This window comes from Xylella fastidiosa (genome assembly GCF_011801475.1).
Lineage (GTDB): Bacteria > Pseudomonadota > Gammaproteobacteria > Xanthomonadales > Xanthomonadaceae > Xylella > Xylella fastidiosa.
Genome location: NZ_CP044352.1, coordinates 1,014,629 through 1,034,917, shown reverse-complemented (window position 1 = coordinate 1,034,917; position 20,289 = coordinate 1,014,629). Strand labels below are relative to the sequence as shown.

Here is a 20,289-nt window from a genome sequence, read left to right as displayed (position 1 = left end):
ATCGCGGATCAGCGACGCTTATCAGCTCCTCTGCTATGAGCAGGCTGGAATCATTTTGAGATGTTGAGATTTTTCATGGCATGACGTTGTCATGGTTGGGCGCATTGGTGTGATGGGGGGCCTCTGGAGGGGTGCGGCAGCAGGGAGGCGCTGTTCATCAACGCTGATAATCGCTATCACGGTAGCTGTGTAGCTGTTTGAGCTGGGTATAGCCGCAAGGTGACGCTGCTCAACAGCAGGAGGCGATGAGGAGTTGCGCCACTCCAGGATGCATCTATTTGGATTCATGGGCCGTCAGGCAGTACCTCAGTGAGCACGTTCTACAGCCAAGCGTGCCAGTGCGGTCAGGGGGGCAGCACGTTCGCCGTAAGGATGCAATTGGGTGTACAGGCGTTCTGCCAATTCTTGTAAATAGCATTTGGCACCTTCTACGCTCAGCAGGGCGGGGAAGGTGGATTTCTGCTGTATGGCATCTTTGCCAGCCGTTTTACCAAGTTGTTCGGAACTAGACTCGATATCCAGGATGTCGTCACGCACTTGGAATGCTAATCCAAGGGTGGCCGCAAAGGTGTCCAGGGAGTGCAGATCCTCCGCGGAAGGGTCGCCAGCCAGGGCACCCATTCTCACGGCGGCTCGCATCAATGTGCCGCTCTTCAACGCATGCATGGCTTCCAGTGCTTTGAGTGTCTGGGATTGGCCAGTGGCGTCAATATCTAGTGCCTGGCCGCCACACATGCCGGCAACTCCTGCGGCGTGTGTCAATGTCTGTAACCAGGCGATACGCAGGGAGGTGTCGGCTGGGGCATCGGCTAAGCATTCAAACGCCAGGGTCTGCAAGGCGTCGCCAGTGAGGATTGCAGTGGCTTCGTCGAAGGCGATATGGACGGTGGGACGCCCTCGGCGTAAGAGGTCGTCATCCATGGCGGGAAGGTCATCATGCACCAGGGAATAGGCATGGATCAGTTCCACGGCCGCAGCCGGTACGTCGAGTAGGGGTTCATCGACATGAAACAGGTGGCCGGCAGCGTAAACCAGTAAGGGACGGATGCGTTTGCCGCCACTCAGTACGGTGTATCGCATCGCGGCCTGGAGCCGCTGTGGTGCTTGGGTGGGGATGGATAACGTTCGTTCTAAGTAGCTGTCGGTGCGTTGGCACCAGCGCGTGAACAGCGCTTTGCTCACTGGGATGTACTCACGAGGCTGGGATCAAACGGTTCACCGTCATCTGGGTGCATTGGATCGCTCAATATCCGGACGCGCAATTGCGCTTGTTCCAGGGCTTGATGGCATTCACGATACAGGGCGATACCGCGTTCGTAAGCGCCAAGGGACTGTTCCAAGCTCAGTGCTCCGGTTTCCATGTTCTGTACCAGTTGCTCCAATTCTTGAAGAGACTGTTCAAAGCGGGCAACGGGGGAGGTGTCTGGCGGGGAGCGTTTTGGCATCGGGCAAGTGTGCGGGGTGTCATCGGGATGGTCAAATGCATGTGTTGTTGTGGTATTGCCAGCGTAGTTTGAGGCGATGAGCCTGCAACCAGGTGACCAGTGGTGCGGCCAGTAGGGCATCGCCAACGGCGAGGATCTGTTCACCGTCGCACAATAAGGGCATTGATGCACGCCGCCAGGGGGGGATGCCGACGTCTTGCAAGAGGTGTTTGAGGGGGTGGGAATGGGTACGCCCAGGCAAGATCAAGCGCTCTCCTCCACGGCGGGCACGCACGCGCAGGGGGTGTGGAAAACCGGGCACGGTCTCGTGATCGGTGCTCTCTAGGTGGAGTTGGCCACCATCAGGCAGGATCAGCGGTGCGGTGCCGCTCCACAGGGGCTGCCAGTCAGGGGGCCATGGCGGTTGTGGACGATGCAGGTATAGGCGCAGGCGCCAGCGCCGGATCTCGGTATGAGACCAGGTGAAGCAGGCGGCGGAATCGTGTCTGGCAGGCAGTAGTTCGCGCTCGATAATGTTCACACCGCGCTCAGGGAGTGGGGGAGCACCTGCGCGGGCACACCAGGCGCGCAGCAGTCGGGCGCGCCGTGCGGGTGGGTGGGCAGTGAGGGCGTTGATGTCCAATGCGCCGTCAGGGTCAAGTAGGTCAGGCAGCAGTACGGCATCTTCAGCATTGAGGAGGTCGGCGTTGGCCGCTGCCAGTGCCGCATTGCGGGCCAGTACAGCCGTGGCCTGGGGCCAGCGCTGATGCAGTAATGGCAATACGTGGATGCGCAGGAAGTTGCGGTCATGACGCAGATCCGCGTTACTGGAATCTTCAATCCAATCCAGGTGCTGCTGTTGTGCGTAGTCCAATAATTGCGCCCGGGAGTGGGTCAGCAGGGGACGCCACAGGTGGCCCGCGGCAAATGGGGTCAATGGCCGCATGGCGGCGAGTCCGTCGCAGGAGCCACGTAGTGCGCGTAACAACCATGTCTCGGCTTGGTCATCGCAATGATGCGCCAATGCCAGGTAGTGGCCATGTTGCAAGGTGTGGGCAAATGCGGCGCGGCGCGCGGTGCGGGCGGCCGCTTCCAAGCCTTGTCCGCTGTTGTGGGAAACGTGGACACGCGCGATGTGTAGGCGGATGTCGTGTTGTGTGCAAAAGGCGGCGCAGTGGGCGGTCCAAGCATCGGCGTTTTCATTGAGTCCATGATGGATGTGGATGGCTTCCAGGCCGTGGATGCGCTGGGTTGGCTGGCTGGCTAAGCAATGCAGCAGGACGGTTGAATCCAATCCGCCGCTGAAAGCAACCAGGACGGGAACGCCAGGATCTGGAATGCGGGGAAAGGGAGAAGACACGGTCAATGCAGGGGGGTGAAATGGGGATGCAGTATCTCTGCTGACTCAGCGAGCCGCCAGCGGCGGTAGGGAGTGTGTCTCCTGGTGTATTCAAATACACAGGCACAGGCACAGGCACAGGCACAGGCACAGGCACAGGCACAGGCACAGGCACAGGCAGACATGATGTGTCACACCAAAAAGCAATGCCTGTTCGCTGTGCTCGTGGACATCAGCGTTTGATACGGCACGCGGGTTGTTGTGTATGCACTAACACTACGGATCGGAGGCTGTGTGGGGTATGGGCCGGGGGGCGTGGTACTCAATATAGTGGTTTTGACGGCCTGGGGGATTGCCCCTCGAAGGGGAGCGATACGGACACTCTTGGAGTGAGCAATCAGGCATTTTGTGGGTCCAAGGCTGCTCAGGATACGCATGGTGTACATCAGGGAGGCATGGTGGGAGTGGTTCACTCCCTGCTCTGGTCTTTGCGTTCGAAGTCGGCCAGCTGTGGCAACTTGATCGGCACGCCAGCGGCGTTACATGTGCCAGCGGCACACAGGCGCTGGCGTAATGCGGGTGTCGCTTGGACGATGACATGGTAGATGACATGTTGTTCAAGGACGCCGCGGAACGCAGCACTGCCGGGGCCTGTGGCCCAGATGCCGACGTCTTCGCCGCTGTGGCTCTCCTTCTTCAGTGGGACCAGTGCTTCTTGCAGATAGTCGGGCGCTTGGGTGTCGATCGTGGTCAGATCTGGGCGACCACGGACTAATTCATAGGTACTGGGTTGATGGTTGAAGTGTTTGGTTCCAGCCGACTGTGTATTGCTGGCGGCGGTGTGGCCAGGACCGTTTGCGTAAGTCAATGTGGTATAGGGCAAGGCATTTAAATCATGTGCGTACTGGGTGCGGTCTCCTGCATCACGGCTGCTGCTACGCACTTTGCCCAATATGGGGTTGCCGCGGACTGGGTAGCCAACAAAGTTAAGGGTATGGGCATGGTCGGCAGTGACAATAATCAAGGTATCTTTAGGGGCTGTCTGTACGGCGGCGCGTACTGCATCTGAGAGTGCGATGGTTTCATCCAAGGCTCTGTAGGCGTTACCGGCATGATGGGCGTGATCAATCCGGCCTCCTTCAACCATCAGTACAAAACCATGTGGATCACGAGACAGCGATTGGATCGCGGTACGTGTCATCTCGGCCAAGCTAGGCTCGCCGTTGGGGTGTCGGTCGCGATCGTGTTCAAACTGCATATGGCTGGGCTCAAATAAACCCAGCAGGGCCGGTGCGCCAGCATCAGCGTTGAATTGGTGGGTGTTCCACACATAAGCACCATTGGGATGTGCACGTTTCCATTCTTCAATGAGGTCGCGTCCATCCAAACGTAAGCCAGTACGCTCAGCATATTCGGGGTCATGTTGGTGCGCAGGCATGAATTGGGCGCGACCACCACCCAGCACCACCAGAGGACCACGCCCATAGCGGGTAGAGGTGAGGAGTTGTTGGGCAATATCGCGGCAGCCGCCCGCTTTGGCGGCTTCAGGCAGGTTGGCATCACTTTCCCAATGACGTTCCGGGGTATGTGCGTAGAGCGCCGCCGGGGTGGCGTGAGTGATACGGGTGGTCGTTATGATGCCGGTCGCCATACCGGCACTGTCTGCCAGTGTCAGCCAGGTAAGTAGACTTTTGCCGAGGCTATCAACGCAGTCGTTGCGCTGACCTGCACTGACGCCGATCGCGCCCCTGTGGGTCTTTACTCCAGAGGTGATCGCGGTCATGGAACCGGCTGAGTCTGCGGTCTGGGCATCGGTGTTGTAGGTTTTGCTGAATGCGGTGGCAGGAAAATGCTCCCAGGACAATACGTTCTCTTCGCCAGTGGCAGCGTTGCGCTGGCCTTCCAGGATGCGTGCAGCGGCTACGGTGGTGAAGCTCATGCCGTCGCCGAGAAATAGGATGACGTTTTTGGCTTTGCCAGCCATGGCACCGTTAGCCGCAGCACGTGTAGCGCCGCTCTGATACCACCATTGCGGGGTCTCAGCGGCAGGAGGAGTCACTTTGGGCACGCTCAGCTGGGTAGTAGAAGTGGCAGCAGATGGGAAAGAAACCGCTATGGCAAATGACACGACAGGAAGAATGAGGAAAGTAGAAAAACGTCGGAACATAATGTGATTTGATGGTCGACAAATTGAGAAACGCATTCATTATTAACAGACGATAAAGTCACATAGATGACAGTGTTCAACTGTGGTTTCATATACGAATAACACAAGGGCTATTGTCTGTTCCCCCATTTTGGACACTCTTTCATTATGAAGTTGATCTCGGGTTGGTTACGGATTCCGTTCTGGCAACGCGTGGTCGCGGGTTTTGTACTCGGGGCTCTAGTTGGTTGGGTGATGGGACCGGCCGCCAAAACTTGGTTTGGACCATTGGGCACACTGTATGTCACGTTGATCAAGATGATCGCAATACCGCTGGTGTTCTTCGCGGTGATTAACGCGATTGCGGCGCTGCACGGACAACGATCGGTCGCCATGTTGGGCGGACGCACGTTTCTGTGGTTTATCGTCACCGCAGCCTTGGCGGTGTGTGTGGGATTGGGTGTGGGTACGTTGCTGAAACCCGGTAATGGTGACTTCACTGTGAGTGTGGATGCGGCATGGGCGCCACCAGATGTACCGAGTCCGGTGCATGTGTTGCTGGATGTGGTGCCATCCAATCCGTTTTATGCATTGACCGGCATCGGGACTCGCAGTAATAACACGGGGGAAACGACGTTGGCGGCCGGACGTGGCTCAATTCTTCCAGTAATCTTTTTCGCAGCGCTGTTGGGCTTGGCCATTGTCAAGCTTGGGGAACGCGTGACGGAGGTACGCAAGCTGATCGGGCAGATGAGCGAGATCATGATCCAAATCACTCGCTTTGTGCTGGAGATGACACCACTGGGGACCTTTGGATTAATCGCTGCGTTGGTCGGGAGCTATGGTTTTCAGAAGTTGCTGCCTTTCGGTCACTTTGTATTGGCACTTTATTTGGCATGTGCGTTACACATTGTGGTGGTGTACAGCGGGCTTCTGCTGGCACATGGTTTGAGTCCATTGAAGTTTTTCAGGGGTGTCGCGCCAGGGATGCAGGTCGCTTTTGTGAGTTCTTCCAGCTTTGCTGCGATGCCAGTGGCGTTACGCGCGATTACGCACAATCTGGGGGTTAACAAGGACTACGCTGCATTTGCTGTGCCGCTGGGTAGTAGCATCAAGATGGACGGTTGCGGGGCGATCTTTCCAGCGTTGTGTGCGGTGTTCATCGCTCAGTACACCGGGGTGCCGCTGACCGCGAATCAATATTTCGTCATTTTTATCGCATCGGTACTCGGCAGTTTTGGCACGGCCGGGGTGCCAGGTACGGCGGTGGTGATGGCAACCGTGGTGCTGAGTGCAGCTCATTTGCCGCTGGAGGTAATTGGTTATCTGTATGCCATTGATCGCGTGTTAGACATGATGCGCACTATGACAAACGTCACCGGACAGATGTTGGTGCCGGTGCTGGTGGCAAAAGAAACGGGATTACTGAATACAACGGTTTACGAGGCAGCGTCCAGTAACGTTGGAATTGGGACATCCTGATTGTGTCCAAGAAAATGCGACGCGAGCGGTGCTCAGTCAGATTGCGTCGCACTGCGGTGCTCCATATTTATACAGGCTTGCTTAAGACATCAGCTGCAAATAGTGAGGGCAAGCGTGCCCCCTTATCTGAGTCTGTGTTGGATGACCAGCATTGCAAGGCGCAACGGTTGCTGCGATGGGGTACTTTACCGGGCAATCAAGGTCCAGGTGCGGGGAGGATGGATGGAACCCGGGCAAACAGCATTGGCCCATACGTCAGTGGAGCAAGATGCAACATCAATATCGGCAATCTCAAGCACGTTGGATTATGAAAAACAGATGCACAAGGAGGCTTCAAGCTTCCTGGAGGTGCGATGGCGATGGCAGCAGCACATCAAACGGGTATCGCCAGCAAAGCTTTAATACTTATTACATGTGCATCATGCGTGGCGATGGGTAGGGACGACACACCAGTTCAGGGTATCGCCCCAGGGAAGATCAGGAACAATTCAAATAAGCATGTAGGCAAGTGAAAGCGCTATCAATGTCATGTTTTTAACCCTGTGATGCGAACGAGAATCCCTTGATTTATCGGCATCACGATCGACGGACACCCAAGCATACATTTGCAAAAATTAAATTAAGGTATGGGAGATCTGACAGAGATGGCAGATGCTCCATTCTTCTGATTCCAAAGAAAAAAGTGCATTCAAGATACTCTCTCCTCTTCAATCCGATGACACTGTAAAGTGTATGAATCATTCAAAGGACGCGACGCGCCTGGATAAATTTATGGCTCCAGTAGCCACTGGAGAAGGAATCCATACGAACGTCTTTACCAGTTCTGGGAGCGTGCAGAAATAACCCTTTATCCAGAACAATCCCTACATGGGTAATACGACCAGCTTTACCGAAGAACACCAAGTCACCGGTGCGTACCTCCTTACGATCCTTAATCAACTCACCGCCAGAGTGACGCGCCATATCACGGGAGACGCGCGGTAACTGGATCCCAAGCGCAGTACGGAACACATAGTTGACTAAGCCACTGCAATCAAAACCTCCAGGACGAGCGCCTCCCCAGCGATAGGGGGTACCAAGCAGGTTCATTGCACGCCTGAGGACTACTTGGGTCTTTTTATCGGTGACTGCTTTCTCGGCCGCTGCAAGGGTGCTCTGGGATACATCGTAACCAGTCAACGCACGATTCATGTCACCAGTAAACAGGGCAGAACGATCCATCAGCGGGATCGTATCGTTGTTGGCCAGATGCGGCAGCAATGCGGCCAAAGCAACAGTGGTAGCCGCATCAGTACGGTTGCGAGGGGGAGTAGCGGCAACAGCAGTAGTATTAGCAGTAGCAGACTCACCCTGAGCACCCTCGGGAGTGGCATGAAGGGCAACAGTAGCCGGGAGTTGCGTCATATCCTGCGCCAGAGCCGATATAGGACCCAATAACAGCGTTGTTGAGCACAGTAGATAAAGCGGCTTCTGAAATGGATGGACAGCGGGGTTAGATTTAAACTGTTCGTCTTTTATCTTCACGCGAGCATCACAGTGTTTCGAAAGTAAGGGTGGATGATGCCCCGGTCCAGCTCGCATAAGGTTCAAAAAAGGTTAAATTTCCGTTTTATGTATAGTGATGATTGTTGCAATTCAGCGTAAAACACGTTTTGCGCCAGTGTAATGATCCCTCCAGTAAGGGGTATCAAGCCGATCCAAACGCACGGTGCCACCACTGCTGGGGGCATGTACGAAGCGACCTTCACTGAGGTAGATGCCCACGTGAGTGACACTACGGGCACTCCCAAAGAACACCAAATCACCAGTGGTCAGTTGTTCAGCGTCAATCTTGGGACCCTGCACTGCGGCCAGCTCGTAGGAAGTGCGCGGTAGACGCAAGTCGAGTGCATCGCGGTAGACGTAGCTGACTAAACCGCTGCAGTCGAATCCACTCTCAGGGGTGTTGCCACCGAAGCGGTACGGAGTGCCAACCAAGCTCAAGGCACGCATCACGACCTCATTGGCTGCCTCTGGATTGGCTGGGGTTGTGAGGGGCCACACGTTGACTGAAGCGAGCTTGGGCTGTGTTTTGACCGGCACGCGACTGCAACCAATCAGCATTGCAGGGAGGATGAAGAGGATCGAACCAATGGACGTCCTCCGCAAAACAATGGGAACTGGCTTGTTATTCATGGAGTCAGGATAATCGAACGCCTTTACGTTTCCACCCTCATCACAGTGCGCCCCAGTACGCACCGCCCGTCGACAAGCCATGCTTAACATGGCTGTCACCGTATAGCCCCATCAACGAGTGAGATATGAAGATAGAAAAAGACTGTGTTGTTCGCTTTCACTACATTGTTTCCGAGGTCGGTCAAGCGCCGTTCGAAAGCTCTAAGGAGCGCAATCCGTTGGCAATCCTTATCGGTCACGGCAACATCATTCCAGGCTTGGAGAAGGCAATGCTGGACAAGCACGCTGGGGAAAGCTTCAGCGTTGACGTCAAGGCCGCTGATGCCTACGGGGAGTACCGCGAAGGGCTGACACAAAGGATACCGAAGAAAAAGTTTGGGAATACCCGCGTCACCCCAGGGATGCAGGTGGTGTTGCAAACCAATACCGGAACACAAGCCGTCACTGTGCAGAAGGTTGGGCTGACTGTGGTCGATGTCGATTTGAATCACCCGATGGCTGGTAAGGATCTGCATTTTGAGGTGGAGATCGTTGAGGTGCGCGAGGCGACTCAAGAAGAAATCGAGCACGGCCACGTGCATGGTGAGGGTGGTCACCTGCACTGACGCTTGGCCAGCTATCCTGCATGACTGCTCCGTTGCAGAACACTACGTTATCTATGGTGTGTATGTCCTCTGCCACTCCTCCGCTACTCCCTATTGCCCAGAGCGAACGCATCGCGATACTCGACATCCTGCGTGGTTGTGCGTTAATCGGCATTTTGCTCATGAATATTGAATGCTTCGTGGGGCCGCTGGATGCTGGTACCACTGGCATTGATCCACAGTTGACCGGAATGGACCGCATCGCCGACGCTCTGATCTACGTGTTGATCCAAGGGAAGTTCTACACGCTGTTCTCACTCCTGTTCGGTATGGGATTCGCGGTGATGAGCAAGCGCGCCGCAGACGTCGGCCGCGCATTCATGCCGTTCTATTTACGACGCAGCTTAGGATTGTTGACAATCGGACTCATCCACGCGGTATTGATCTGGTCCGGGGACATCTTGGTGCTGTACGCACTGATGTCATTGCCGCTGTTAATGTCACGTAGGTTACCCACCGCAGCGCTGCCACTCACCGGGACGTTGTTGTATCTAATACCTGTGGCGCTGATGTCAATATACTGCTGGGCGGATTTTATCGTCTCGACAAGCTCCAATAGCGCGAACATCAAAAGCTGGCAAGAAGTATTGGCACAGAACGGCACCGAGACGGCACAGTTAATACGCGAACAGCGCCACGCCTACGGTGCTGGCAGTTATGTGCAAGCCACCGTACAACGTCTGCATGATGTAAAAAATGGCCTGGAATCGCTCATCATCAACGGCGTACATGTGTTAGGCATGTTTTTGTTGGGAACGTGGTTTGTACGCAGCGGTGCGATTCTGCAACCAGAACGCTATACGCGTTTGTTCGCTTGGCTGCGTTGGGGTGCATGGCCGTTAGGGTTAACGGCTATGCTGCTCAGCGTTCATCTGGCTTCTTGGCAGGATGTGACTCGGGTCGACCCACGGGCATTCAGTGCATTTGCGCTGAGCATGATCGCCGGGTTGTTGATGTGTCTGGGTTATCTGGCTTGGGGGATACGTGCCGCCTTTGCCTTGACTTGGGCCGCACCCGCAGGACGCATGGCGTTAAGCAATTACTTGCTACAGTCGATGGTCTGTACGCTGATCTTTTATGGGTATGGTCTTGGTTTTTTTGAGCGCTTACCGCGGGTTTGGCAGCTCCCATTTGCAATCGCACTGTTCACCTTTCAAGTGGCCTTAAGCCGATGGTGGCTGCAACGCTTCCGCTTCGGTCCCTGTGAATGGCTATGGCGCAGTTTTACCTACCTACGCTGGGAACCATTACGCGTAGCCAGCACTGCACGCTGAATCACATCCGTTATACAGCAGGCAAGGACATCGCACCGGGGCTGCAGCTGTTCATATGATGACTCTCCGCACCAACGGATGCTGTGCATGAAAAAGCTGTAAGCACACGATCACCCAGGCCATGCAGAACACTGGAACACCATTTGAACATCACCCTATCCACGTGCTGGAACGGGAAGATAGGCTGTACAAGGATGCAATCTGCATAAGCTAAGACGGCAGGAACCATAGGAGACATCAGAGAACTGGTCACCAAAACGTATCGTGGTACTCCGACAAGTACAACGCTGCCTCTACGGAAGCAACAATCTGTGAATCAACAACGGATAAAACGCCATCTAACACACGATCACGCATCTTCTGACACCTGAAACACAGCAATGTTAGGCGCTTCAATAACGAGCTAGTTATGATGGCGGCAATTTCTGGGGGAAGCCTTCCATGTTTCCGAAACTGCCTACCGTCACCAAAGGTCTACTACTCACCAACGTCGTTATTTTCCTATTTCAGATGATGTTGGGTGAGAACACCTTCGCAACACTGATGCTGTGGCCGCTAGGCGGTAACAGCTTCGAAACATTGATATCAGGTGCCAGCTTCATGCCTTGGCAGTTGCTGACCTACGGATTTCTGCATGAGGGTTTTCAACACCTATTCTTCAATATGCTCGCAGTCTTCATGTTCGGTGCGGCACTGGAGCATACCTGGGGTGAGAAGCGCTTTTTGACGTATTACCTGGTGTGTGTCGCCGGTGCTGGCGTATGCCAGCTATTGGTCAGTTGGCTGCTGAGCAGTGGTACGCCAGTGCTTGGTTCGTCCGGTGGCGTGTTCGGTTTATTGATGGCCTACGGGATGCTATTTCCCGATGAACGTATCTTGCTGGTTTTTCCACCGATTCCTATGAAAGCAAGAACCTTTGTGATTTTATACGGTGTCATCGAATTGCTCATGGGCATCACTGGCATACAACCCAACGTCGCACATTTCACACATCTAGGTGGCATGCTGTTTGGCTGGTTACTGATCCGCTACTGGCGTGGGCAACCCCCGTTCGGTGGTAGCGGACGTAAACCCAAGCCACCTTACATCCGTATGGTGCCCTGACCATCAATGGCCAGAAAATAAAGTACGTTGCAGTGGGGTTTAAGGAATGGAATCACTGCACACGTGTCATCACCAGCTGCCAAGTGGAGTGACATGGCGTCATGCTGATAATGAAACAAAGCATGGTGCCATGCAATCCGACACAAACGGCTTATCAATTGGCTTATTTGAATCGCCGATGCGCAACACACAACCCCCAATCAGCAACACTTCAACGGATTGAATAAAGGGCAAGCCAGGATAAATAAACACCCCTGGTGTATTCCTTATGTGTCTTCCTTCCAATGATTTAAAAAATGTAATAGCAACTTCTAAGCTGCTGGCGTCTTGTCCTTGTAACGACATAAATCAGCAATCACACACTGTGAGCAGTTCGGTTTGCGTGCCTTGCAAACATAGCGGCCGTGCAGAATCAGCCAGTGATGCGCATCCTTCAAAAACTCCTGCGGGATGCGTTTGAGAAGTGCATCCTCAACGGCTCGTACATTGCTGCCAATTGCCAAACCAGTACGGTTGGCAACACGGAAGATATGTGTGTCTACTGCGATGGTAGGTTCGCCAAAGGCTGTGTTAAGCACCACATTGGCCGTTTTACGCCCTACACCGGGTAATGCTTCCAGCAGGGCACGATCCCGCGGAACTGCACCGCCGTATTGCTCCACCAGAATACGGCAAGTAGCAATCACATTCTTGGCCTTGGCATTAAACAAGCCAATCGTGGAAATATGACGCTTCAAGGCATCCTCGCCCAAATCCAAGATTGCCTGTGGCGTGTTGGCAAGCGAATACAGTCGACGTGTCGCCTTGTTCACTCCAATATCAGTAGCCTGTGCAGACAAGATCACGGCAATCAACAGCTCAAATGCAGTGGTGTATTTCAGCTCCGTGGTTGGATGTGGATTGATCTCTTGTAACCGCACAAATGCTTCGCGAATCTCCGCACGGGTCATTACGCTGCCACGACGCATCACGGGTTTATCAGCAGATCCGATCGTCATATGTCCTGGCGTCCGGCCGCCTTGGCCTTAGCACGCTTGAGGATCTCCGCAGCCAAAGGGGGAAGGACAGACGATGTCCCCGTGGAGGATGAATGTGCGGAAGACGTCGCACGACGCATTTCAAGTGCAGCGGCAACACGTTGTAACCGGACAGCACGCGCACGGTAGCGATCGCGTGCAGCCCAGGCCTGACGTAAGCGTCTTTGCGCGGCAAGCAGCTGTGCGGGCAAATCCGGATACCTTGGATCAAGCATTGCATCACCCAAAGCAGGCACATACTCCATCAGCCCCAATGTCAGAGCACGGTCCAGATCCTGATCAAGCACGCAACGCAATAAGAGGATGGCAGGATGATCGGTCATCACAGTCTCAAATAGATTACCGGGCGATACCGAATCATCTTGTGGGAATACCCGGAGATCCCACACCTATTCTCAATCACAAACAACAGGGTGAACTTGGTCAGCAGACAACTTTATTCTTAATAACCACATTAGATCAGCCTCAAAAAGTCACCTTACCTAGTCAATGCAGCCCCGCATAACACGACGCCCATATAAGGCCGTCAAGCCCCGGCACCGCATCTCGGCCTGATGAAAGCGGCCCTGGCCACTCAGCAATTAAACTCATCCCCATCAATACAACTGTTAATCAAAGGGATCACCTACTTGTCTTGGCAAGGATGTAATGCAACAAATTAAAAGTATCGAACACCATCAAGCGTACCGTATAACGTAAGGTTCAAAGCGGCTATGGTGACCATCACCTTACATTTCAAAAACATCAGTAGTACATAGAAATGAGATTTAACTCACCAGCTCGTATTGGAGTCGCCATCTCACCAATGCACTATCCCAAATCAATGCTGAGTGAACAAAAACGGGAACTTGTATGAACTATTTTCTGTCTTAGCGTGACACTTGCAAGTGGCGGAACGAAATATCGCCCGCTATCCTATATCATCATTATCTGGAGAATTTTTGATGAAGTTGCGTCTGATCGCAGTCGCTGTTGCGACCCTGGCCCTGACCGGCAATGCATTCGCCCAGGACATCACGTCCGAAAAGGGAAAAATAAGCTATTACTTGGGCTATCAGCAAGGCAGCGCTTTAGCCGAGCTGACTGGGCGCGGGGAGCAGTTGGATATGAACTCTGTGATCAAAGGTATGGAGGACGCCTACAGCAAGAAGCAACCAGGCGTTACTGTTGAGCAGTTACGTCCAGCGATTGAAGCATTCCAAAAACGCGAACAAGCCCGCGCACAGCAAGCGAAGGCCGAATACGATAAAGCAGCTGCTGAAAACAAGGTCAAGAGTGAACAATTCATGGCCAAAAATAAGAGCGCCACAGGTGTAAAATCCCTTCCTAATGGCGTGCAGTACAAGATCATAGAAGTTGGCAAGGGTGCCAAGCCGACCCAGGCCAGTACCGTTCAGTTAGAAGTCGCTGGCCCATTCCCATGGGGTCAACGTCCACAACAGGGACACCAAGCACAGCAAATCCCAGGGATTAAGGTCAGCGCGATTGACATTAAAGGCATGCGCGAAGCCCTAATAAATATGCCAGCCGGTTCAAAGTGGGAAATCACCCTACCAGCTGACGCTTACGGCGCCGATCCACGTAATATTCTCCCACCAAACGCGGCTGTTCAATTTGAAGTCAAACTGCTGAGCGTCAAGTAAGGTAGCACCCATATACGTATGACGACGCCGGTTCTATCACAGCGCAGGCGTCGTCTTATGTATGTCCACACTTTGTAAATGGCGATATCTTGATCTGCGTTACAGATACTTGGGCGATCAGCCAGCGTTATTACTGCCCAAACTGCTCACATCCATTACATCGTTAGGCGATGTGACACGGATAGATGTGTGAGATGCACACCGATACATAGTACTCACAAGCAACAAATACGTTTTAAGAACGCCTCCCCTGGAACAGCATCACTCCATGGTGATGCGCAACGAATCAGTTTCACGCAGCAACACTCCTCCATCTACAACATTAACTGAAGCCGCACACACACACAGTGCACGCACCATAAGATTGCGCCACACCGCAGTGACTCACGTTGACATGAGCCATTTACCTCCACTCATGCATCAAACGATGCTGGCGTCATACGATGCTATCTGCGACAACGTCGCCCAGCTCAGCACCGAAGCACCACGTGATCTGGAGGTGCGCTGCAACATACAGTTGCTCTCCCACAACATACATTGCTCAAACGCCTGTCGGAATTCCTGACAAAATATCCCCCAATGCAGTAGCAACTGCATATAGGCAACATCAGCATTCAACGGTCACCGGGATGCAACTGAATTAATGGGGAGTTGAATCAACCAGCACGGAGCATGTGATAATAGGCGCTTCTGTCTAAGTCACCTGGGCAGGGCGGACAAAAAGGCAATGACCCCCACCGCCTGGATCACCTGGGTGCTTCAACAGAGAATAAGGACACACACGTATAGATGAAGTATCGCGGCGCAATCCTTTGCACCGGTCGCGACCCTCAAAACATACTGCAGAAACAATGTGTTAGAAAACTTCAGCTGATGGCAGCGTTCATGCAGCTAAACAGATTATTAACACATCACAAAATTAGGTGGGTTGGCAGAGCGGTTGAATGCACTAGTCTTGAAAACTAGCAAGGGGGTAACCCCTTCCAGGGTTCGAATCCCTGACCCACCGCCATTACAATAGCCAAGGCAGCGCAATGGGCACGTATCGAGCCGCAAAGATCTGCCCCAATGGACACGTCGCAACGACTGCTGCAGACCAGAACCATGAATTGCGGGAAGCGTTCTGCTCCCAGTCTGGTGAAGCGACCATCATCCAGTACCCAAAATGCAGCGCTTCCATTGGCGGTGATGACTACGTTGAAGGCGTTCTCGGATTTGGCAGAGACTACGAGCCGCCCACCTTCTGCAACAACTGCGGCAGTCGGTTCCCTTGGGCTGAACGCAAGATTGCTGGCACTGTTGAGCTTGTTGAAGCAGACGCTAACCTGACGCCTGACGAAGTTCAACAGTTCCGTACCGACCTAACCAAACTGACCAAAGACAGTCCCAAGACCCAAGTTGCCTCCCTTCGCTTCAAGAAGGTGATGGCGAAAGTCAGAACTTCGGTGGCGTCTGGTGTGCGTGACATCGTTGTGGATGTACTCAGCGAAGCAGCCAAGAAAGCGATTTAGGGAGCTTAAAAGGAATGGCGATGACTCTTGACGACATTAAAGCCTGCCTCCAAGCGGGCGGCTTCCAAGTTGCGAACGAAGTTGCGCTATCGAATGGCAAGGGAACACAGCTTCGCCTACAGAATGAGGCCATCGTTAACAGTTATCACACCGGCAACTTCATCGTTCAGGGCAAGAATCAAGACGCCGTGAAGGAGTGTCTCGGCGTGCAGCCCACGCATGTTGCGGCAGCACCCACGCCGCAGAATGGCGCTGCTACCAAGCCAATGCTCAGCAAGGTATTCGTCGTCTATGGGCACGACGCAGCAGCGCGCACTGAGCTTGAAGCAATGCTGCGCCGCTGGAAGCTTGAGCCGCTGATCTTGGACCAGCTTCCATCGCAGGGACAAACCATCATTGAGAAGCTGGAGAAGTACACGGCAGAGGTAAAGTTCGCAGTAGTGCTTGCCACACCCGATGACGAGGGTTTCCCTGCCTGCCAGGAGAACGAAAAGAAGTTCCGTGCGCGCCAAAACGTTGTACTGGAACTAGACATGATGCTCACACTGCTCGGTCGCAAGAACGTTGCCATTCTCATGAAGCAACAGGACAACATGGAGCGTCCTTCTGACATTCAGGGACTGCTTGTACATCCCGTTCAAGGACAACCTGCAAAAAGATGCAGGAACAGCTCTGGCAAAGGAAATGGCAGCTCAGGGTTACCAGATTTCTGTGGCTAACCTATAAGTCACGCGCAGCGCTCTGCTCGCAATAGGCTAGAACGCAGCTAGTTCAACCAACCTAACCACTAAGAAAAACAAGCGGTTACTCAGCAAGAGCGCCTCATTCCGGTTTGACCTTCCCGCCTGCAAGCAAGCACGCTGCTACAGACTGCGTAACGGTACTCCCGTCCCCTCTGCACGCTGTACCCCTACTGATCACCAGGTCGCTGCTTGAGCACATATCACGGTTGGAGGCGGATACACATCTTTTAGCGCCTGCTGCACAAACATAGCCACTGCGACGCCAAACACGCAACAACGATAAGCAGTTGATTACTCATAGCGCTACAAGCTCAACAACGCTCCACAACCATTCATGAGTTCAAATCACACCGCTTCCGCCAAATCGCCAATCAATAAACCACCTATTGAAAACAAGCTGCTGCCCCATATCAAAACCCACAATCAATCAGACATTGAAAGACGAGTTAAAACAGCCAGAAGCATTCCACACCCCACCACAACTGTTCACGCTACACGTCGATACCATCCCCTTGCTTTGCCGCAGCAAACAAGACCTCATTCTGTTTCTTCATCGTACGGGGGTCACTCAAGAAGATCGTGCTGAAGTGCAACAACCCGTAGACGTGGATCACCATTCAATCACCAAGTTCGCCATTGTCCGCAACGTTCTCACCAAGGTGAATACACGCGGCGACAATGGGCTGCCTGCTCGCTGTGACATCGTCAAGCGTATCGCAGAGTTCGAAAATTTCGAACTCTGTTGAGAAAAAGACCGGCTCAAAGCGAAAGGATTAAAATCACTGAGATCCTTACATTGGTCAATACCAAAGATGCCTTCACCCGTATGCAGCAAGAGCAGGAGAACGGGAGACCGCGCGTCAGCAAGCTCTAGCACAACATGAAGAAGTACATCTAACAGCCACTACAAAACGTGCAAAGTTTGAAGAAATAAACCAACGGCTCACTGCATTCATGAGCATGAACAACTATCCGCAGAAATGCGAAAAACGACGTACCAATACGCATGACATGTTCATAGCAACACATGGCGATACGGAATCGGTCCTCTCCGAATGCAGGAATGTACTGAGTCAAGAAACCATCTTTCTGTGTTGGCTGCAAGAATTCATCATGCTGCTACAACGCCAAGGCGATCTCACCACACTTCTAAAGCGTAAGTCGCAAGCAGCCATCCTTGAAAAGAATCCTTTTCTTGAAATTCTCTTGTAAGAAACCCAGCACGAAGCACAACAAAGTGCCAATGACGCCAAGGAATCATCTTTCAGCAGTTTTGTGGTCGAACGTGCGGGCCTCTAGCCATTCAATCAGCAACATGCTTCATATCACCTATCGCCATCCATCGGCCCTTGTGACTCACACCTCACACCTCACACCAAGAACTGTGAACTACGCTTTCCACTATGCAAAAAAAATCGCGGCACTATACCCCTGCTCCAAATACAGCCCCTGGAATTGCTATTGCTCAACACAACTCCGTAGCGGCACTTCAACAAGCATCTCTTTAATATTTGTCGATCCTGCGACTTTTCATCACCACCAGTAACATCACCACTACAACAGGCAACCAATACCGACGCATTTGCATCCTTACCGCAACACAGCACCTCATAACAAACCACACAAAACATCAAGAACAACACACCGCCGCCGCCTTTGACAACATCAACTCACCCACTCCATTGAGACACCATGTTGGCTTACTCAGCAACGACCTCAGTAACGGACAGAAAGGACCGTACACCGTACTAAAAAGCACGCCTATTTTTCAGTCATGACCGACCAGGAACGCCATACTCTGAATGTAATACCGTATACACTGGATCAGTATCCGGACGCCGACCGTGCCAGAGAGAGAAACTTTCAGCCGCTTGCTCAACCAACATACCTAACCCGTCGATCGCATAGCGGGTCTCAACCGCATGCGCCCAGGCCAGGAAGGGGACTGCTGCACTACCGTAATTCAGGTCTACCGCCGCAGTCATACTGTCCAACAACGAACGCGGCAGAGAGAAAGTGCGCATATCGGATGTGTTTCCGATCGAAGTCGCGTTAATGATTAACTCAAAATTTCCAAGATCACCCAAGTCACCCCAGTAGCGTGCACTGACTTTGCCAGGTTCACCAAGCGCATCGCACAGCATATCGGCACGCTCAGGGGAGCGGTTAACGATCACCATCTCAGTAATGCCGGCATCTAGCAATGCAGGAGCCACACCACGTGCAGCGCCACCAGCGCCAAGCAGCAAAGCGCGGCGACCACGCAAATCCAAACCATGCCGCTCCGTCAAGTTACGTACTAAACCTGTCCCATCGGTATTCTCACCATGCCAAACACCGTCAACGCGAGATAGCGTATTGACCGCACCGGCACGGCGTGCACGTGCACTTAAAGTTGTGCACACCTCAAATGCAGCCTCCTTAAGAGGCAAAGTCACGTTTGCACCACATCCACCCTCGGCAACAAAATGCTCCAGCGAAACACGAAACGCATCTGGCGCAACATCAAATGCAAGATAGTCCAGCACGACACCCATCTGACGGCCAAACTCGGTATGGATGCGCGGTGATAGCGAGTGAGCAATGGGATGACCAAACACAGCAAAACGGGATACAGGCATACAACGCTCCCAATCTAATTAAATGATTCACCAATCTATGAGGACCCATGAAAAATGCGAATCCAATGTCCCCGACTGACGCTAGAAACGAGTGTACTCCGTGTCTCCTTAGAAGAGTGACCCCGATAAAACTCACTATAAAAATCATCTCATTATAAAAATGATGAATATCATCCCGCTCACCCATGAGAAGCAGCAATCGTCACTCAACCCAATAACGCATCCTGCAAACAACTTGGCACTGCCTACACATTCAAACATGCACAACACGTAAATCCAAGGCAACAAGCCGTGACATGCTGTGGCTGATAACAAGCAATCACTACATTCGGATCACTCAATGTTTCAATGGCATAGCCGCTGATTCATCCCCACTGGTACTGAATTTCAACAACGCCGCCTGCGTGAGAATATTTCCGAAGCATTGCCCATGACTTGGCACACTACCGACCCACATAATCATCATCGACATACACCGGAACCGACATGACAATACGCAGATTACATGACTCAGCAGGTTTCCTTGCTCCTCTCTTACAAACCCTACACCTAGCATTGCACCGACAACACCACTCAACGCATGAATCCATTCATTGGCAACAACATGCGACACATCCCCAGAAACATCCATTTCAAATTTTTTCATTCAGTGCCAATAGTGACAAAAGCCAACACCGTCATCTCCAATATCCCACGGCATTCTGCCTGTGCTGAACTCATCACCTGTAATGAGTGACTCATCATCACCGCCAATGAAGTTCAATCAAACTGACTGCATGAAACTAAACTCCGTTTGTAGAACCATTGAAATGGTGCATTCTGCACATTCAATAAATCTCCCTCAATCATTATGTGATGCGATTGACATCTACTCATTTTTAAATAGATTAAAATCATCACTCACGCATAATTAAGTCTCATTTGGCCGCCCCATGGCGGCCTTTTTTTCCTCTCTACACTTCTGACCATTCAATTCCCGCCTGTACCAAGTACCCATCGCATACCAACACTGCACAATAGACATTACTCATAAACGCTATAAGCAGCACGTTAGCAATGTGATTTGAATTGATTAAAAAATAAAAACCTGACTATTACCCGCGCATAGCTCAGCCAATGGATTACTAGACACTTCATCACAAGCAT

22 protein-coding genes and 1 tRNA gene are annotated in these 20,289 nt (G+C 52.7%); 12 read left to right on the top strand and 11 right to left on the bottom strand.

Going from position 1 to position 20,289, the window contains the following annotated elements; translation table 11 throughout:
* Positions 1-306 precede the first annotated feature (306 nt).
* From F7G16_RS04490 to tilS, 3 genes are read right to left on the bottom strand one after another with little or no spacing between them, the layout of a single operon-like run.
* Complete coding sequence (locus F7G16_RS04490; protein WP_011098141.1) at positions 307-1,182, bottom strand: polyprenyl synthetase family protein; 876 nt, start codon at positions 1,180-1,182, stop codon at positions 307-309.
* On the bottom strand, positions 1,179-1,445 hold the full coding sequence (locus F7G16_RS04485; RefSeq protein ID WP_004088658.1) for an exodeoxyribonuclease VII small subunit: 267 nt from the start codon (positions 1,443-1,445) through the stop codon (positions 1,179-1,181). The genes F7G16_RS04490 and F7G16_RS04485 overlap by 4 nt, the downstream gene beginning before the upstream one ends.
* Before the next feature lie 31 nt (positions 1,446-1,476).
* On the bottom strand, positions 1,477-2,790 hold the full coding sequence (gene tilS, locus F7G16_RS04480; RefSeq protein ID WP_004088659.1) for a tRNA lysidine(34) synthetase TilS: 1,314 nt from the start codon (positions 2,788-2,790) through the stop codon (positions 1,477-1,479).
* Positions 2,791-2,868: 78 nt separating this feature from the next.
* Between tilS and F7G16_RS04475 the strand changes: the two genes are divergently transcribed.
* Entirely contained in the window at positions 2,869-3,006 is a 138-nt protein-coding gene (locus F7G16_RS04475; RefSeq protein ID WP_162179011.1) for a hypothetical protein, read from the top strand.
* Between the two features lie 226 nt (positions 3,007-3,232).
* On the opposite strand, the gene F7G16_RS04470 is transcribed toward F7G16_RS04475, so the two are convergent.
* The gene (locus tag F7G16_RS04470) at positions 3,233-4,966 is read right to left on the bottom strand and encodes an alkaline phosphatase (RefSeq protein ID WP_172632646.1); all 1,734 of its coding nucleotides are present in this window, start codon (positions 4,964-4,966) and stop codon (positions 3,233-3,235) included.
* A 111-nt stretch (positions 4,967-5,077) separates the two neighbouring features.
* Here F7G16_RS04470 and F7G16_RS04465 point away from each other — a divergent pair, with 111 nt between their 5' ends.
* Complete coding sequence (locus tag F7G16_RS04465) at positions 5,078-6,391, top strand: dicarboxylate/amino acid:cation symporter (protein ID WP_004088662.1); 1,314 nt, start codon at positions 5,078-5,080, stop codon at positions 6,389-6,391.
* Positions 6,392-6,393: 2 nt separating this feature from the next.
* On the top strand, positions 6,394-6,702 hold the full coding sequence (locus F7G16_RS04460; protein WP_228446146.1) for a hypothetical protein: 309 nt from the start codon (positions 6,394-6,396) through the stop codon (positions 6,700-6,702).
* A gap of 430 nt (positions 6,703-7,132) precedes the next feature.
* On the opposite strand, the gene F7G16_RS04455 is transcribed toward F7G16_RS04460, so the two are convergent.
* Together F7G16_RS04455 and F7G16_RS04450 are read right to left on the bottom strand one after the other, a co-directional pair.
* Positions 7,133-7,972, bottom strand: coding sequence for a C40 family peptidase (locus tag F7G16_RS04455; protein WP_004088664.1), 840 nt, complete (start codon positions 7,970-7,972; stop codon positions 7,133-7,135).
* Between the two features lie 54 nt (positions 7,973-8,026).
* Positions 8,027-8,656 (bottom strand): C40 family peptidase, encoded by a 630-nt coding sequence (locus tag F7G16_RS04450; protein ID WP_012382700.1) that lies wholly within the window; start codon positions 8,654-8,656, stop codon positions 8,027-8,029.
* 35 nt (positions 8,657-8,691) lie between these two features.
* Between F7G16_RS04450 and F7G16_RS04445 the strand changes: the two genes are divergently transcribed.
* From F7G16_RS04445 to F7G16_RS04435, 3 genes are all read left to right on the top strand, one after another.
* Entirely contained in the window at positions 8,692-9,171 is a 480-nt protein-coding gene (locus F7G16_RS04445; protein WP_004088666.1) for an FKBP-type peptidyl-prolyl cis-trans isomerase, read from the top strand.
* 62 nt (positions 9,172-9,233) lie between these two features.
* The gene (locus F7G16_RS04440; RefSeq protein WP_011098144.1) at positions 9,234-10,484 is read left to right on the top strand and encodes a DUF418 domain-containing protein; all 1,251 of its coding nucleotides are present in this window, start codon (positions 9,234-9,236) and stop codon (positions 10,482-10,484) included.
* A gap of 441 nt (positions 10,485-10,925) precedes the next feature.
* Positions 10,926-11,588 carry a rhomboid family intramembrane serine protease gene (locus F7G16_RS04435; protein WP_004088669.1) on the top strand — a complete coding sequence of 221 codons (663 nt, stop codon included), beginning with the start codon at positions 10,926-10,928 and terminating at the stop codon, positions 11,586-11,588.
* Positions 11,589-11,899: 311 nt separating this feature from the next.
* Here the strand turns inward: F7G16_RS04435 and nth are convergent, their stop codons facing one another.
* Both nth and F7G16_RS04425 read right to left on the bottom strand, forming a co-directional pair.
* Positions 11,900-12,586, bottom strand: a complete 687-nt coding sequence (gene nth / locus F7G16_RS04430) for an endonuclease III (RefSeq protein WP_004088671.1) — start codon at positions 12,584-12,586, stop codon at positions 11,900-11,902.
* Positions 12,583-12,948 carry a hypothetical protein gene (locus F7G16_RS04425; RefSeq protein WP_004088672.1) on the bottom strand — a complete coding sequence of 122 codons (366 nt, stop codon included), beginning with the start codon at positions 12,946-12,948 and terminating at the stop codon, positions 12,583-12,585. Before F7G16_RS04425 ends, nth begins: the two co-directional genes overlap by 4 nt.
* A 621-nt stretch (positions 12,949-13,569) precedes the next feature.
* Here F7G16_RS04425 and F7G16_RS04420 point away from each other — a divergent pair.
* Positions 13,570-14,268: an FKBP-type peptidyl-prolyl cis-trans isomerase N-terminal domain-containing protein gene (locus F7G16_RS04420; protein WP_004088673.1), complete on the top strand. Its 699-nt coding sequence runs from the start codon at positions 13,570-13,572 to the stop codon at positions 14,266-14,268.
* 420 nt (positions 14,269-14,688) lie between these two features.
* Here F7G16_RS04420 and F7G16_RS04415 read toward each other — a convergent pair whose 3' ends face one another.
* The gene (locus tag F7G16_RS04415; RefSeq protein ID WP_072866344.1) at positions 14,689-14,886 is read right to left on the bottom strand and encodes a hypothetical protein; all 198 of its coding nucleotides are present in this window, start codon (positions 14,884-14,886) and stop codon (positions 14,689-14,691) included.
* Positions 14,887-15,190: 304 nt separating this feature from the next.
* Between F7G16_RS04415 and F7G16_RS04410 the strand changes: the two genes are divergently transcribed.
* The 5 genes from F7G16_RS04410 (at position 15,191) to F7G16_RS04390 (ending at position 17,734) form a co-directional block, all read left to right on the top strand.
* Positions 15,191-15,280, top strand: a tRNA-Ser gene (locus F7G16_RS04410).
* A gap of 22 nt (positions 15,281-15,302) precedes the next feature.
* On the top strand, positions 15,303-15,779 hold the full coding sequence (locus F7G16_RS04405) for a DUF2321 domain-containing protein (RefSeq protein ID WP_004088675.1): 477 nt from the start codon (positions 15,303-15,305) through the stop codon (positions 15,777-15,779).
* A gap of 20 nt (positions 15,780-15,799) precedes the next feature.
* Complete coding sequence (locus F7G16_RS04400) at positions 15,800-16,498, top strand: nucleotide-binding protein (RefSeq protein ID WP_234552898.1); 699 nt, start codon at positions 15,800-15,802, stop codon at positions 16,496-16,498.
* Positions 16,499-16,956: 458 nt separating this feature from the next.
* Entirely contained in the window at positions 16,957-17,268 is a 312-nt protein-coding gene (locus tag F7G16_RS04395; protein WP_004088677.1) for a hypothetical protein, read from the top strand.
* 214 nt (positions 17,269-17,482) lie between these two features.
* The gene (locus F7G16_RS04390) at positions 17,483-17,734 is read left to right on the top strand and encodes a hypothetical protein (protein WP_012382701.1); all 252 of its coding nucleotides are present in this window, start codon (positions 17,483-17,485) and stop codon (positions 17,732-17,734) included.
* Positions 17,735-18,294: 560 nt separating this feature from the next.
* Here the strand turns inward: F7G16_RS04390 and aroE are convergent.
* Together aroE and F7G16_RS04375 are read right to left on the bottom strand one after the other, a co-directional pair.
* Complete coding sequence (aroE, locus tag F7G16_RS04380) at positions 18,295-19,143, bottom strand: shikimate dehydrogenase (protein ID WP_004088679.1); 849 nt, start codon at positions 19,141-19,143, stop codon at positions 18,295-18,297.
* A gap of 337 nt (positions 19,144-19,480) precedes the next feature.
* The gene (locus tag F7G16_RS04375; protein WP_011098151.1) at positions 19,481-19,789 is read right to left on the bottom strand and encodes a hypothetical protein; all 309 of its coding nucleotides are present in this window, start codon (positions 19,787-19,789) and stop codon (positions 19,481-19,483) included.
* Positions 19,790-20,289: the final 500 nt, after the last annotated feature.